Consider the following 14,252-nt stretch of genomic DNA (forward strand, 5'->3'; position numbering starts at 1 on the left):
GCCCGCCGCACCCCGCCGAGCCGTCCGCGCCTACCGCGCGGGCGGCTCGATGCGTGCCGCGACCTCCAGCGCGACCTCCAGGGCCGCGTCCATCGCCTCCTCGACCGAGGGGCCCGGCCGGTCGGGCTCGCACAGGTCCGCCTTGAGCAGGAACATCGCCGAGTGCATGGAGGTCAGCGCCACGGTGGCGCGCAGCCGGTCGCGGAAGGTCGGCTCCGGCCCGTGCAGCAGGCCGATCATCCGGATCATCCGGTCCTTGAACGCCAGCCCGGCCGCGGACTCGCGCAGCGCGGGCTGGTTCTCGTGGAAGAAGCGCAGCAGCGGGGCCCGCTCGCCCATCCCGGCCGCGAAGCGGCGCAGCAGCTCGTCGCGGAGTCCGGGCGACCAGGGCCTGCCCTCGCCGTAGGCGATGGCGTCGTCGAGCGGGGCGGACATCTTCTCCACGATGCCGCGGACGATGTCGTCCTTGGTCTTGAAGTGGTAGTAGAGGGCGGCCTTGGTGACGCCGAGGCGGTCGGCGATCTCCCGCAGCGAGGTCTTCTCGTAGCCGTGCTCGGCGAACAGCTCCAGGGCCACGTCGATGATCCGCGCTCTGGTGTCGCTGCGGGGGCTCTGGGTGGTGGTCATCGCTGGCGGCCTGCCTCTTAAGCGGGGAGCGGACGGGTGTCAAGGTCCGGTTCTCTCGGCATTCTCCCTGCCCAGAGGGTCTGATTCGAAACTGGCTTGACGACCGGCTAGGGAACAACCTACCGTGCCGGACGACGATTAACTAGCCGGTCGTCAAGTAAGTACCGCCGCGGCACCCCGCGGCTCCTGCGCCCCGGGAGAGACGCACCATGACAACCCAGCAGTCCGAGGCGGTTCCGGAGGAGCCGTCGGTCGAACTCGGGAAGCCCGACGAGTTCGAGCAGCGCCCGCACCGCGAAGTCCGCCTGGTGATGGTCGGCCTGGTGATCACCATGCTGCTCGCCATGCTCGACAACCTGATCGTCGGCACCGCGATGCCGACCATCGTCGGCGAACTGAACGGCGCCGAGCACATGTCCTGGGTGGTGACGGCCTACACCCTGGCCACCGCCGCCTCCACCCCGATCTGGGGCAAGGTCGGCGACCTGTACGGCCGCAAGGGCTCGTTCCTGGTCTCGATCGCCATCTTCCTGCTCGGCTCGGCGCTGTCCGGCCTGTCGCAGACCATGGACCAGCTGATCGCCTTCCGGGCCGTCCAGGGCCTGGGCGCCGGCGGTCTGATGGTCGGCGTGATGTCGATCATGGGCGCGCTGGTGCTGCCCCGCGACCGCGGCAAGTACCAGGGCATGTTCGCCGCCGTGATGGCGCTGGCCACCGTCGGCGGCCCGCTGATCGGCGGCTTCATCACCGACCACCTGAGCTGGCGCTGGACGTTCTACGTCAACCTGCCGCTGGGCGCGATCGCGCTGGCCTTCGTCGTCGTCGTGCTGAAGCTGCCCAAGGTCCGCTCCAACGCGAAGATCGACTACTTCGGCGCGGTCCTGCTCACCGTCGGCATCGTCTCGGCCGTGCTGATCACCACCTGGGGCGGCCACGAGTACGCCTGGGGCTCGAAGCAGATCCTCGGCCTGGGCGCGCTCGGCGTGGCCTCGCTGATCGGCTTCTGCTACGTCGAGCAGCGGGTCGCCGAGCCGATCCTGCCGCTCAAGCTGTTCCGCAACCGGAACTTCACCATGGTCTCGATCATCGGCTTCATCGTCGGTTTCTCGATGTTCGGCGCGGTGACCTTCCTGCCCACCTACCAGCAGATCGTCCAGGGCGCCTCGGCGACCAACTCCGGCCTGCTGCTGATGCCGATGATGTTCGGCATGCTGGTGATCTCGCTGGTGGTCGGCCAGGCCATCACCCGGACCGGCAAGTACCGGATCTACCCGATCATCGGCACCGCGGTGATGGCCGGCGGCTCGCTGCTGCTCTCCACCCTCTCGGTGGACACCACCAGCTTCGCCTCCTCCTGCTACATGGTGGTGCTCGGCGCCGGCATGGGCTTCCTGATGCAGGTCACCATGCTGGTCGCGCAGAACAGCGTGGAGATGAAGGACATGGGCGTCGCCTCGTCCTCCGCCACCCTGTTCCGCACCATCGGCGGCTCGTTCGGCGTCGCGCTGTTCGGCACCCTGTACATCAACCAGGTCAACGACTCCGTCAAGGCCCTCCCCCCGGAGACCCTGGCCAAGATGGCGCAGAGCGGCGGCGGCGAGGGCATGTCGGCGATGAACCCGGCCACCCTGAAGCAGCTGCCGGCGAACGTGCTCAACGCCTACCAGCACGGCATCTCCAACGGCATGCACACCGTCTTCCTGTGGGGCACGGTGATCAGCCTGGTCGCCGTCGTCGCCGCGCTGTTCGTGCGCGAGGTCAAGCTCCGCGGCGGCGCGGACGCCGCCGAGGCCAAGGCCGAGGCCGCCCTGGAGGGCGCGCTCTGACGCCCCCCGCGGCCTGAACGCGCGGCGGCCCGGGACCGAGTCGGTCCCGGGCCGCCGCGCGTCGCTGCGCCGCTACTGCGGCAGCCGGTAGGTGCCCGGCCCGACCGGCTCGACCAGGCCGTCGGCGACCAGCCCGTCCAGCGCCCGGGCCCGCTGCACCGCGTCCGGCCACACCACGTCCAACTGGCCCTGCCCGACCAGCCCGTGGGCGTCCCGCAGCACCGCCAGCAGCTTGCCGCGCACCTGCCGGTCGGTGCCCTCGTAGGTCTGCCCGCGGCGCGCCGGGCCCTGGTACGGCGGGCAGCCGGCCCGCTGCCAGGCGCACTCGGTCAGCAGCGGGCAGCCGCCGCACGCGGGGCTGCGGGCGGTGCACACCAGGGCGCCCAGCTCCATCACCGCGACCGCCCAGGTCGCGGCCCGCTCGTCGGTCGCGGGCAGCAGCTCGTGCGCGGTGCGGCGCTCGGCGGCCGTGGTGGCGTTCGCCGGGTACTCGACGCCGGTCACCGCCCGGGCGAACACCCGGCGCACGTTGGTGTCCAGCACCGCGTGCCGCTGCCGGAACGCGAACGAGGCGACCGCCGCCGCCGTGTACTCCCCCACCCCGGGCAGCGCCAGCAGCGCCGCGTGGTCGTCCGGCACCACGCCGCCGTGCCGCTCGGTGATCGCGACGGCCGCGCCGTGCAGCCGCAGCGCGCGGCGCGGGTAGCCGAGCCGGCCCCACATCCGCACCGCCTCGCCGGGCGCGTCGGCGGCCAGCGCGGCGGGCGTGGGCCAGCGCTCCAGCCAGGCCGCGTAGGCGGGCAGCACCCGCTTCACGGGCGTCTGCTGGAGCATGAACTCGCTGACCATCACGGCCCAGGGCGAGGCGTCGGGGGCCCGCCAGGGCAGGTCGCGGGCGTGGGCCTCGTACCAGCCGATGACGGTCGAGTGCAGCGCCTGGAGGGCGCCCGGGGCAAGAGTCGAAGCAGTGGCAACCATGGCCCCACGATCCTGCCACGACCCGGGCCGCAGGCTTAAAGCCCCAGGTCGTCGAGCTCCTTCAGCAGGTCCGCGCGCGGGCTGACCGGCCCGGCCGGGCCGATCGCGGACGGGCCGGACGCACCGGACGCGGCGGATTTCCGGCCCGGGGCGGCACCCGGGGCGGGCAGCGACGGGGCGGCGGGGCCGCCGGGGAGCGCGGCCGCCTGCTTCGGGCGGCGGTCCCGGAAGATCCACGCCCCCGCTAGGCCGCCGACCAGCCCGCCCAGGTGGCCCAGCCAGGACACCCCCGGGGTGCCGGGGACCGCCGTGGTCAGCAGGTAGGCGAAGGAGGCGCCCATCACCAGGCCGATCAGCGAGTCGATCAGGTTCCGGTCGAACAGGCCGCGCAGCACCACGTAGCCGAAGTAGCCGAAGATCACGCCGCTCGCGCCGACGGTCACCGCGTCCCCCCGCTCGAACAGCCACACCGCCATGCCGCTGGTCACCACCAGCAGCACCGTCAGCCCGAGGAACTTGCGCACCCCGCGGTACGCGGCGAGGAACCCGAACACGAACAGCGGGCCCGAATTGCCCTCCAGGTGCTGCCAGTTCAGGTGCAGGAACGGCGCGGTCAGCAGGTACCCGAGGCTGTCCACGTCCCGCGAGCGGATGCCGTGCAGCAGGGCCATCCGCCCGTCCAGCAGCCAGTTCACCAACTGCACCGCCCAGACCAGGCAGAGGAAGCCGAACATGGTGAAGAACGCCCTGCGCGCCTCGGCGATCATCTGTGCCGGGTCGAGGGGCGTGCCGCTGGGGGCGCGGTCGTGCGGGGAGGCCATGAGGGCGACTATAGGGCGACACGACGACGTGTCGAGTCCCTCTTCCGGACCAAATGGCGGATGATGTGAAAGAAGTGGTCCCGGTGCGGTGTTGATGCGTCAACAGGTGCACAAGGTCTCGTAGAGTTTGCGCGTGCCCTCTCTGCGCCAGCCCGTCGGCCCCCTGCCCGCCTCGATCTACTGGCGGCGCCGCGCCGTGTTCCTCGTCGCCCTCGCCGTCGTCCTCCTGGTGGTCGGCTGGCTCGTGTTCGGCGGCGGCGACGGCAAGCAGAAGAAGGACTCCGGGAAGGGGCCGCTGCCCGCGCCCGCCCAGTCGATCACCCCCGGCGCCTCCCCGACCGGCCCCGCGATCACCACCCGCCCCGGCGGCACCGGCGGCGGGGGCAACGGCGGTGGCAGCGGCGGCGGTTCCGGCACCGGCGGGACGGGCTCCGGCGCGGGCGGCGAGATCAGCGTCACCGGCGGCGGCTCCTCCGGCGGCAGCGGCGCCTCCGGCGGCTCCGGCGGGACGGGCTCCGGCGGTGGGACGGGCACCGGCGTCGGCAACTCCCGCCCGGGCGGCGGGGCCTCGCCCGCCGTCAACACCACCGAGGTGATGGCGCTACCGGTCTGCACCACCGCGCAGCTGACCCTCGAACTCGCCCCGGGGCAGAACGCGTACCCGGCGAAGGACAAGCCGAAGCTGGCCCTGACCGTCCGCAACTCCTCCGGGGCGGGCTGCCGGATCAACCTCTCGCACGAGTACTCCTTCCTGACCGTCACCTCCAGCACCAACGAGCGGGTCTGGTCCTCCGCGGACTGCATCACCGAACGCACCGACGCCTGGGCCCAGATCGCCGGCAACAGCGGCGTCACCGAGACCTTCACCTGGGACCGCTCGCGCTCCAAGCCGCAGTGCGCCACCCCCGACCCCACCCCGGCCCAGCCCGGCAACTACCTGGTCCAGGCCGACCTCACCGGCCCGGCGGGCGGCCCGCTCTCCGCCCGCACCTCGCTGCGCCTGGAGGGCTGAGCCCCGGCGCGGCCGCGCGGGCGGGACGGTCAGACGTACCGCTCCAGGATGGAGGACTCGGCCAGCCGGGACAGCCCCTCGCGCACCGAGCGGGCCCGGGTCTCGCCGACGCCCTCCACGGTCTGCAGGTCGTCGATGGACGCGGCGAGCAGCTTCTGGAGGCCGCCGAAGTGGTCGACCAGCCGCTCGATGACGGTGTTGGGCAGCCGCGGCACCTTGGCCAGCAGCCGGTAGCCGCGCGGGGAGACCGCCGAGTCCAGCGACTCGGGGGTGCCGGTGTAGCCGAGCGCCTTGGCCACCGTCTGGAGGTCCAGCAGCTCGGCGTGGGTGAGCGCCTCCAGGTCGGACAGCACCTCGGTGACGGTGCGGCCCTTCTTGGCGGCCCGGTCCGGGAAGTAGTCGCGCACCACCAGCTCGCGCTCGGGCTCGACGCCCGCGATCAGCTCGTCCAGTTGGAGCGAGAGCAGCCGGCCGTCGGTGCCGAGCTCCAGCACGTACCCGGCGATCTCCCCGGCGATCAGCCGGACCATCTCCAGGCGCTGCACCACCGCCGAGACGTCCCGGACGGTGACCAGGTCCTCGATCTCCAGGGCGGACAGCGTGCCGGCCACCTCGTCCAGCCGGAGCTTGTAGCGCTCCAGGGTGGCCAGCGCCTGGTTGGCGCGGGAGAGCACGGTGGTGGAGTCCTCCAGCACCCGGCGGGCGCCGTTGACGTAGATGGCGATCAGCCGCATCGAGTGCGAGACCGCGACCACCGGGTAGCCGGTCTGCCGGTTGACCCGCTCGGCGGTGCGGTGGCGGGTGCCGGTCTCGTCGGTGGGGATGGTGGCGTCCGGCATCAGGTGGACGCCCGCGCGCAGGATCTTGGTGAGGTCCTTGTCGAGGATCACCGCGCCGTCCAGCTTGCACAGCTCGCGCAGCCGGGTGGCGGTGAACTCGACGTCCAGCACGAAACCGCCGGTGCACAGCGCGTCCACGCTCTTGTCGAAACCGAGCACGATCAGGCCGCCGGTGTTGGCCCGGAGCACCCGCTCCAGGCCGTCCCGGAGCGCCGTGCCCGGCGCGATCGCACTGAGGGAGGCCCGCAGCAGGGCCTCCTCGCGGGAGGACTTGTCCGCCCGGTCGATGGCTGCCACGTGACTCCTTGGGCCGACCCGGACCGTGTGCCACGGCGGCCGACGGTCTGTCTGTTGTTGCTGCGAATGATGCCGATGAGCAGGTGAAGTCTAACTGCGTACGGCCGCGGCGGGGCGTGGGTCAGCCCAGTTCGTCCGAGTCGACCGGCTCCCAGCCCGCCATCAGCTCCTCCGGGAAGGCCGGGACGGGGGCCTGGGCGCGGGCCCGGGCGAGCGCCTGGGCGCCCTGCTGCGCGGGCGGCGCCGCGTCCTGCCGGGGCTTCGAACGGGGGCGGCGGCCGGGGATCGCCCGCAGCGCCTCGCCGATGTCGGAGACCTCCACCACCTTCATGCCCGCCGGGACCTTTCCCGGGTCCGGCGGCACCAGGGCGTGCGTGAAGCCGAGCCGGTGCGCCTCGGCGAGCCGGCGCTGCACGCCCGTCACCCGCCGCACCTCGCCCGCCAGGCCGACCTCGCCGATCGCCACCAGGTTGTTGGGCAGCGGCGTGTCGGTCGAGGAGGAGGCCACCGCGAGGGCGATCGCCAGGTCCGCCGAGGGCTCGGTGAGCTTCACGCCGCCGACGGTGGCGGTGTAGATGTCCTGCTTGCCGAGCTTCACCCCGCCGTGCCGCTCGACCACCGCCAGGATCATCGCGATCCGCGGCGACTCCAGGCCCGAGGTGGTGCGCCGGGGCGAGGGGATCTGCGAGTCCACCATCAGCGCCTGCACCTCGGCCACCAGCGGGCGCTTGCCCTCCAGCGTGACGGTCAGGCAGGTGCCCGCGACGGGCTTGTCGCGGCGGGTCAGGAACAGGCCGGACGGGTCGGCCAGGCCGACGATGCCCTCGTCGTGCAGCTCGAAGCAGCCGACCTCGTCGGTCGCCCCGTAGCGGTTCTTCACGCCGCGGATCAGCCGCAGCCGGGCGTGCCGGTCGCCCTCGAAGGAGAGCACCACGTCCACCAGGTGCTCCAGCAGGCGCGGGCCGGCGATCTGGCCGTCCTTGGTGACGTGGCCGACCAGCAGGGTGGCCATGCCGCGCTCCTTGGACACCCGGATCAGCGCGCCCGCCACCTCGCGGACCTGCGCCGGGCCGCCGGGGGCGCCGTCCAGCTCGGCGGAGGCGATGGTCTGCACCGAGTCGAGGACCAGCAGGCCGGGGTTGACCGCGTCGATGTGGCCGAGCACCGCGCCCAGGTCCTGCTCGGCGGCCAGGTAGAGGTGCTCGGAGAGCGCGTTGATCCGGTCGGCGCGCAGCCGGACCTGCCCGGCGGACTCCTCGCCGGTGACGTACAGCGTGCGGTGCCGCTCGCCGGCCGCCTTCGCCGCCACGTCCAGCAGCAGCGTGGACTTGCCGACGCCGGGCTCGCCCGCGAGCAGCACCACCGCGCCCGGCACCAGGCCGCCGCCGAGCACCCGGTCCAGCTCCGGGACGCCGGTGGAGCGGGCGGTGGCGACCTGCCCGTCGACCTGCCCGATCGGCTTGGCGGGCGCGGAGACCGGCCCGGCCGCCGTCGTCCGGATCGGTACCGCGCCGTACTCCTCCACCGTCCCCCACGCGTTGCACTCGGGGCAGCGGCCGACCCACTTGAGCAGCTGGGCGCCGCACTCGGTGCAGCGGTACGAGGAGCGCGGCTTGGCGGTGGTCTTGGTACGGGCAGCCATGCGGGCCACCGTAGCGCCTCGCACCGACAGCGGCCGGACGTCACCCGGACGGCGTCAACCGGGCGAACAAGGGAGCGGTCCTGTTACCCGAAAGAAGGACAAGCGGCCGAAACCCCCCGGGCGACGGGTTTCGGCTGCCTACCGTCGATCCCGTGACCACCGGCCAGCCCCACCCCGTCGACCCGTCCCCCGCCCTGCGGGCGTACGGCGCGTGCGTCGACGGGCTGTTCACCTACTGCCTGTCCGTGCTCTGCGCGCACGACGCCGCCTCGGCCGCCGTCCTGGAGGTCCGCGACCTGGCCCGCCGCCACGGCGACCGGATCGAGGACCCGGCCCTGCTGCGCGCCTGGCTGTACGCGCTGGCCCGGCACCGCTGCCTGGCCCGGCTGGAGGGCGGCGGGCCGGACGGCGCCCCGGCGGGCGGCCCGCCCGGGCCCGGCGCGGGCCGCGAGCGGCGCGAACTCGCCTCGCTGGCCTGGCCGGAGGCGGCCGGCACCGACCCGGAGCAGCGCGAGGCGCTGGAGCTGGCGGTCCGGCACCGGCTGGACGGCGCGGAGGTCGCGGCGGTGCTCGGCCTGAGCACCGGGGCCGCGGCGGCGCTGCTGGACGCGGCGGGTGCCGAAGTCGGCCGCACCAGGACGGCGCTGCTGGTGCTCGGGGTCGGGTCCTGCCCGGAGCTGGCGCAGCTCGGCGGGGTCGGCGCGGAGTCCTGGCGGGGCTGGGTGCTGGGCCCGGCGCTGCGCCGCGAACTGGTGGCGCACCTGGTGGAGTGCCCGACCTGCCGGGGCACCGCGGAGCGGGTCGCCGGGCAGCTCGGGCACGGCCTGGCCGGGCTGCCCGGCCTGCCGCTGCTGGCCGCGCCGGGCGCGCTGCGCCCGGTGTCCGCGCCGACGGCCGGCGGGGCGACGTTCCTGTCCGGCGCGGCGGCGGGGCGGCGGGCCGCGCAGGGCCCGGCGGAGCCGCGGTTCGACCAGCGCGGCTTCCCCCGGCACCGGATGCCGTCGGTGCCGCGCGGCGCGGCGGTGCGCCAGCGGGTGGTCACCACGGGCGTGCTGGCGGCGGTGCTGGCCGCGCCGGTGGTGGCGCTGTGGAGCGCGCACCGGGACGGCGGGGAGGACCACGCCTCGGCGGTGTCCTCGGTGCGGGTGGACGCCACCGCCGGGCCCGGGCACCGGGTGCCGGTGCCGGAGCCGACCGCGGTCGCCGCGGCGGCGCTGCCGCCGGCCGTCTCGGTGGGGTCGCTGGAGCTGGCGGGGGCGATCGCAGAAACGTCCCTGCCGACCCTGCAGGGACCGGCCGTCGCGGTGCCCTCGGCCGGGTCCGCCCCGCTCTCCAGCCCCGCGCTGACCGCCGCGCCCGCCCCGGCGGCGTCCGCCGCCCGGCTGGCCGTGGCGGCCGGCGAGTACGGCAACCGCACGGTGCTGACCCTGACCAACACCGGCGACGCCCCGCTGTCCTGGCACGCCGTGCTGGACGTGGACTGGCTGCGGCTGAGCCGGGACGCCGGCACCCTGGCCCCCGGCCAGCGGATCACCGTGACCGTCACGGTCGACGAGTCGCGCGCCCCGCAGACCCGCTGGACCGCACACCTGGCGCTGCCGCCCTCCACCGCCGTGGTCACCCTGGAGGGCGGCACCGACCACCGCGGCCTGCCCTCCCCCGGCGGCCCCTCGCCGTCCGCGGGCGGCTCCGACTCCCCCGCCCCGCCGAGCCCGTCGCCGTCCGGCTCCTCCTCCGCGCCCGGCTCGCCGTCCGCCTCGGCGTCGGCGTCCCCGTCGCCGTCCGCTCCCCCGTCGTCCCCGTCGTCCCCGGCCTCGCCGTCTGCGCCGTCGTCGCCGTCGCCGTCGTCCGGGAGCCCGTCCGACCCGGGTTCCGGCTCCCCCGCCGCCTCGCCGTCCGGGTCGCCCGCGCCCTGACCGGGTGCCGCCTCCTCCGGCGCGTCGGAGGAGGCGGGCCGGGCGTCCGCGTCCCGCGGGTCAGCGCAGCCGGATGGCCGGCAGCCGGTAGCTGCCGTCGAGCACCGCGTCCTGCGGCTGGTACATCCGCACCATCGGCCGGAAGCCGCCCTCGGGCGCGGGCAGCCAGTTCGCGAGCTCGTCCTGGTCGGTGGGGGGTTCGTGCTGGAGGTGGAGGGTCAGCGAGCCGTCCTCGCCGTACACCAGGCCGGGCGTGCGGTCGCCGATCGAGTACCGGTCGATCGGGTTGGGGACCAGCCGGTACTCCGGGGTGCCGTACATCGTCACCGACCAGAACGCGCCCACCGGCGGGGGCTGCTCGAAGCGCAGGGTGTACGCGTGCGCGCCGGTCAGCGGGACGCCGTCGGCGTCGTTGTGGGTGGTGGCGTACACCGCCTCGTAGGCGTGGTTGCCCCACAGGCCGGCCCGGGCGGCGACCGCGCGGGTCAGGTACGCGGCCCGGCGGTCGGCGATCCTCCACTGCGGCTCGTCGCGGGTGCCGGGGCCGAGGTGGTCCAGGTTGTAGTCGAACAGGTGCAGGTTGGCGGACCACTCGCCGGTCGGGTCGCCGGCCCCGGCGGTCGCCGCCTCCACCCGCTCGCGGCCGGCGGCCAGGCCCTTGGCGAGCGCCGCCGTCCACTCGGCCGGGCCGTCCAGGTAGGGCGAGCGGCCCCGGTCGAGCAGCCCGATCGGGGCGAAGCGCTGCTGGAAGGCGACGTCGGCGGCGGCGGGCGGGAAGGCCGCCATCCAGCGCCGCAGCCGCTCCAGGAAGAGCAGCTCGGCCGGGACGTCCGCGTCCGGCTCCGGCAGCCCGGCCGGGGTGCCGGAGCCGTCCTCCAGCGGGGTGAGGGTGAGCTGCCGCTGGAGGTCCCGGACCCGGTCGAGGTCGTCCGGCCCGGCGCAGGAGTTGCGGCCGGCGATCACCGCGACCGTGGTCGGCGCGACGATCACCGGCACGTCCGGCGGCGGCTCGCCCTGCCAGCCGGGCGGAGCGATCAGCCAGGTCTGCTCGGCGGTGCCGGACGAACGGCGGCCCACGTAGGCGAAGTTGTTCGTCCAGGCGTCGACGAACTGGAGCACGTCGTACGCGCCGCCGGTGTCCGGGACGTGCAGCAGCAGCGGACCGGCGGAGAGGTCCAGCGGCGCGTTCGAGTACAGCGTGTCGTTGTTCACCGACACGAAGTCCGTGGTGGCGTCGGCGAGTCGGGTGGAGTGGCCGAAGGTGTTCCAGGGGGTCGGGCCGACCGAGCCGAATCCCCGGCGGACGAGGGTGTCCACGGCGGTCAGGTCGGCCACCAGCGGGGAGCCGTACACGAAGGCCTCGGCGGCCAGCATCTCGGGCGTGGCGTCAGCCATGCGAACGTCCTTGTCTGCTCGGTGACTTCGTCGGAGGGCCGGAGCGGGGCTCGCCGGGTTCCCCCTCTCGCCCGCCCTCCTCCCCCCAGAAAGGGAACATTCCGACATACCGGTACACCGGGATGCTATGCGCTCCCCTCCGGTCCGGCACGCCGGGAAGCCGACGGCCCGTCAGCCGGTCCGCGGTCTGCCCCCGGCAGAACCGCTCCGCTCCCGGTGAACGCGGCGCATGGACCGGGCCCGGCCCGGAGACCCTCGGAGGCATGGACATCCTTCTGCTCGGCGGCTCCGCGTTCCTCGGCCGCGCCTACGCCGCGGCGGCGCTCGCCCGCGGCCACCGCGTCACCACCTTCAACCGCGGCGTCAGCCGGGCCGACCCGCCCGGCGTCGAGGCCGTCCACGGCGACCGCACCGACCTCGCCGACCTGCACCGCCTGGTCGGCGGCCGCCGGTGGGACGCCGTCGTCGACACCTCCGGCCAGCAGCCGCACGACGTGGCCACCGCCGCCCGGCTGCTCAGCGGCCGGGCCGGGCACTACGGCTTCGTCTCCTCGGTCCACGCCTTCGCCGACTGGCCCGCCCGTCCCGTCGACGCCGACTCCGCCACCCTCGACTGCCCCGGCGACCTCCCGCCCGACCAGCCCTTCGCCAACGCGCTCAAGGCCGGCTGCGAGCGCGCCCTGCGGGACACCTTCGACGGACCGGCCGCGATCCTCAACTGCGGCCTGCTGATCGGCCCGCACGAGCCCATCGGCCGGCTGCCCTGGTGGCTCGACCGGATCGCCCGCGGCGGCCCCGTCCTGGCCCCCGGCGCCCCCGACCGCCCGATCAGCCTGATCGACGCCCGCGACTTCGCCGCCTTCGGCCTCGACCTGGCCGAGCGGCGGGCGGCCGGCCGCTACCTCACCACCGCGCCGATCGGCTCGGCCACCACCGGCGAACTCCTCGCCGCGTGCCGCACCGCGACCGGCTCAGACGCCGAGTTCGCCTGGACCCCGGACGACGAGTTGCTCGCCGCCGGGGTCTCCCCGTGGACCGAGCTCCCGCTCTGGGCCCCCGCCACCGAGGGCTGGCACGGCACCTGGCGGGCCGACCCCGCCACCGCCCTCGCCGCGGGCCTGCGGGTGCGCCCGCTGCTCGACACCGTCACCGACACCTGGGCCTGGCTGGAGTCCGGCGGTCGCGCGGAGGTCTCCTACCGGCAGCTGGACACCCCGCTGGGGATCGACCCGGCGAAGGAGCGGGAACTGCTGGGGCGCGCCTGAGCGTCGCCCGCCTCACCACGGCACCGGCGCGCCGTGCCGGTCCAGGAAGCGCAGCCCGGGCGTCCCGGCCTGCGCCTCCAGGACGTCGACCACCGCGGGGACGCTCCGCCGGGGGTCGAGCGGCGCGTCGGGGCCGCCCAGCCGGGTGCGGTTGTGGCCGGGGTCGATCAGCAGCTTGGTGTGGCCGTCGTCGGCGTGCCGGGTCGCGTAGCTGCGCATCAGCTGGTTCAGCGCCGCCTTGCTGGCCTTGTACAGCTCGTAGCCGCCCTCGGTGTTGAGCGAGACGCTGCCCTGCTCGGAGGACATCACGGCGACCGTGCCGCCCGGGACGACCAGCCCGCGCAGGGCGGCCAGGACCCGCAGCGGGGCCAGCGCGTTGACGGTCATCACCTCGGTGAACACCTCGGTGGGGACCTCGTCGATCGGCCGGTCCCCCCGGTCGATCGCCGCGTTGACGAAGAGCAGGTCGAGCGGGCGGCCCGCCAGGCGCCCGCGCAGGGCGGCGAGGGCGGCGGCGTCGGTGACCTCCAGGGTCTCCACCGCGAGCCGGCCGCCGGCGGCCCGGACGGCGGCCGGGAGCCCGCCGCGGTCCGCGCGGGCGGTGGCCACCACCTGCCAGCCGCGGCGGGCGAGTTCCTCGGCCAGGACCAGTCCGAGGCCGCGGGAGGCACCGACCACGAGGGCGCGGCGGGGCGGCGGGGCCGGGTGGGTCATCGGGTCTCCTCGGGGAGCGGCGCGGGGGCCCGCGCGGTCGCTCCCTAGTCTAGACGCAACGTCGCGTCTAGACACAACGCCGCGTCCGGGCAGGGCGGGTTCCGGCCGCTAGGCCCTGTCCGGTCGATCTTGCCGGATCAGCGCGCGGCGTCGGGCGCCCGGCTGGGAGTGCCGGCGGAACGCCCTCGTACTGGGTGTACTCGGGTGTTTCGCCGGTGCTTCCAGCCGGGATGCCCGGCGTCGCGCGCCCGGCAAGATCGACCGGACAGGGCCTAGGGTGGCGGGCATGTCCGCCACCAGCACCCCGCCGACCCCGCCGACCCCGGAGCCCCCGGCCCCCCGGGCGCGCTCCGGCAACCGGCGCGACGAGGCCGCCCGGCTGGCCGTGCTGCACGCCGCCGACGACCTGCTCGCCGAACAGGGCTTCGCCGCGCTGACCGTGGAGGCGATCGCCCGGCGGGCCGGGGTCGCCAAGCAGACCATCTACCGCTGGTGGCCCTCCAAGGTGGAGATCCTGCTCGACACCCTGATCGAGGACAGCGCCAAGACGCTCCCCGTCCCCGCCGACCGGCCCACCGCCGCGGCCGTCCGCGGCTACCTGCACGACTTCGCCCGGTTCCTCGACCGGGACCCGGCCGGCAAGGTGCTGCTCACCCTGCTCGCCCAGGCGCAGCACGACCCCGGCACCGCGGCGTCCCTGCACCGGCGCCACCTCGCACCGCGCCGCGAGCAGGAGCGCGCCTGGCTGGCCGCCGCGGTGGACGCCGGGGAACTCGCCCCGGCGCTCGGCCTCGACGCGGCCCTGGACGCGCTGACCGGCCCGCTGGTGTACGCCGCGATGACGGGGGCGCCCGCCCGCCCCGAACTGGTCGACACCCTGGTCGACCGGCTGCTCGCGCCGCGCGGGTGAACGCGCCGCG

General features: G+C 75.0%; 12 protein-coding genes. 5 read left to right on the forward strand and 7 right to left on the reverse strand.

The genetic code is table 11. The features are described from left to right. Positions 1 to 30: 30 nt before the first annotated feature. Positions 31 to 627: a TetR/AcrR family transcriptional regulator gene (locus QMQ26_RS15600; protein ID WP_100837680.1), complete on the reverse strand. Its 597-nt coding sequence runs from the start codon at positions 625 to 627 to the stop codon at positions 31 to 33. A gap of 209 nt (positions 628 to 836) precedes the next feature. Here QMQ26_RS15600 and QMQ26_RS15605 point away from each other — a divergent pair, with 209 nt between their 5' ends. Beyond that, positions 837 to 2,453: an MDR family MFS transporter gene (locus tag QMQ26_RS15605; RefSeq protein ID WP_282206050.1), complete on the forward strand. Its 1,617-nt coding sequence runs from the start codon at positions 837 to 839 to the stop codon at positions 2,451 to 2,453. Positions 2,454 to 2,525: 72 nt separating this feature from the next. Here the strand turns inward: QMQ26_RS15605 and QMQ26_RS15610 are convergent, their stop codons facing one another. Together QMQ26_RS15610 and QMQ26_RS15615 are read right to left on the reverse strand one after the other, a co-directional pair. Further along, positions 2,526 to 3,431 (reverse strand): HhH-GPD family protein, encoded by a 906-nt coding sequence (locus QMQ26_RS15610; protein WP_282206051.1) that lies wholly within the window; start codon positions 3,429 to 3,431, stop codon positions 2,526 to 2,528. A 35-nt stretch (positions 3,432 to 3,466) separates the two neighbouring features. Further along, complete coding sequence (locus QMQ26_RS15615) at positions 3,467 to 4,252, reverse strand: rhomboid family intramembrane serine protease (protein WP_282206052.1); 786 nt, start codon at positions 4,250 to 4,252, stop codon at positions 3,467 to 3,469. Positions 4,253 to 4,385: 133 nt separating this feature from the next. On the opposite strand from QMQ26_RS15615, the gene QMQ26_RS15620 reads away from it, so the two are divergent. Next, complete coding sequence (locus QMQ26_RS15620) at positions 4,386 to 5,264, forward strand: hypothetical protein (protein ID WP_282206053.1); 879 nt, start codon at positions 4,386 to 4,388, stop codon at positions 5,262 to 5,264. 29 nt (positions 5,265 to 5,293) lie between these two features. Here QMQ26_RS15620 and disA read toward each other — a convergent pair whose 3' ends face one another. Both disA and radA read right to left on the reverse strand, forming a co-directional pair. Further along, on the reverse strand, positions 5,294 to 6,400 hold the full coding sequence (disA, locus tag QMQ26_RS15625; protein ID WP_318552244.1) for a DNA integrity scanning diadenylate cyclase DisA: 1,107 nt from the start codon (positions 6,398 to 6,400) through the stop codon (positions 5,294 to 5,296). Between the two features lie 121 nt (positions 6,401 to 6,521). Next, complete coding sequence (gene radA, locus QMQ26_RS15630; protein WP_100837675.1) at positions 6,522 to 8,042, reverse strand: DNA repair protein RadA; 1,521 nt, start codon at positions 8,040 to 8,042, stop codon at positions 6,522 to 6,524. A gap of 152 nt (positions 8,043 to 8,194) precedes the next feature. On the opposite strand from radA, the gene QMQ26_RS15635 reads away from it, so the two are divergent. Beyond that, complete coding sequence (locus tag QMQ26_RS15635) at positions 8,195 to 9,958, forward strand: BACON domain-containing protein (protein ID WP_282206054.1); 1,764 nt, start codon at positions 8,195 to 8,197, stop codon at positions 9,956 to 9,958. A gap of 60 nt (positions 9,959 to 10,018) precedes the next feature. Here QMQ26_RS15635 and QMQ26_RS15640 read toward each other — a convergent pair whose 3' ends face one another. Beyond that, positions 10,019 to 11,353, reverse strand: coding sequence for a DUF1254 domain-containing protein (locus QMQ26_RS15640; protein WP_282206055.1), 1,335 nt, complete (start codon positions 11,351 to 11,353; stop codon positions 10,019 to 10,021). Between the two features lie 263 nt (positions 11,354 to 11,616). Here QMQ26_RS15640 and QMQ26_RS15645 point away from each other — a divergent pair, with 263 nt between their 5' ends. Beyond that, a complete protein-coding gene (locus tag QMQ26_RS15645; protein WP_282206056.1) occupies positions 11,617 to 12,618 on the forward strand; it encodes an NAD-dependent epimerase/dehydratase family protein in 1,002 nt (333 codons plus the stop codon). Positions 12,619 to 12,630: 12 nt separating this feature from the next. On the opposite strand, the gene QMQ26_RS15650 is transcribed toward QMQ26_RS15645, so the two are convergent. Next, on the reverse strand, positions 12,631 to 13,332 hold the full coding sequence (locus QMQ26_RS15650; protein ID WP_100837672.1) for an SDR family NAD(P)-dependent oxidoreductase: 702 nt from the start codon (positions 13,330 to 13,332) through the stop codon (positions 12,631 to 12,633). A gap of 286 nt (positions 13,333 to 13,618) precedes the next feature. Here QMQ26_RS15650 and QMQ26_RS15655 point away from each other — a divergent pair, with 286 nt between their 5' ends. Then, positions 13,619 to 14,242, forward strand: coding sequence for a TetR/AcrR family transcriptional regulator (locus QMQ26_RS15655; RefSeq protein WP_282206057.1), 624 nt, complete (start codon positions 13,619 to 13,621; stop codon positions 14,240 to 14,242). Positions 14,243 to 14,252: the final 10 nt, after the last annotated feature.

The sequence above is a fragment of the Kitasatospora fiedleri genome, assembly GCF_948472415.1.
GTDB classification, from domain to species: Bacteria; Actinomycetota; Actinomycetes; order Streptomycetales; family Streptomycetaceae; genus Kitasatospora; species Kitasatospora fiedleri.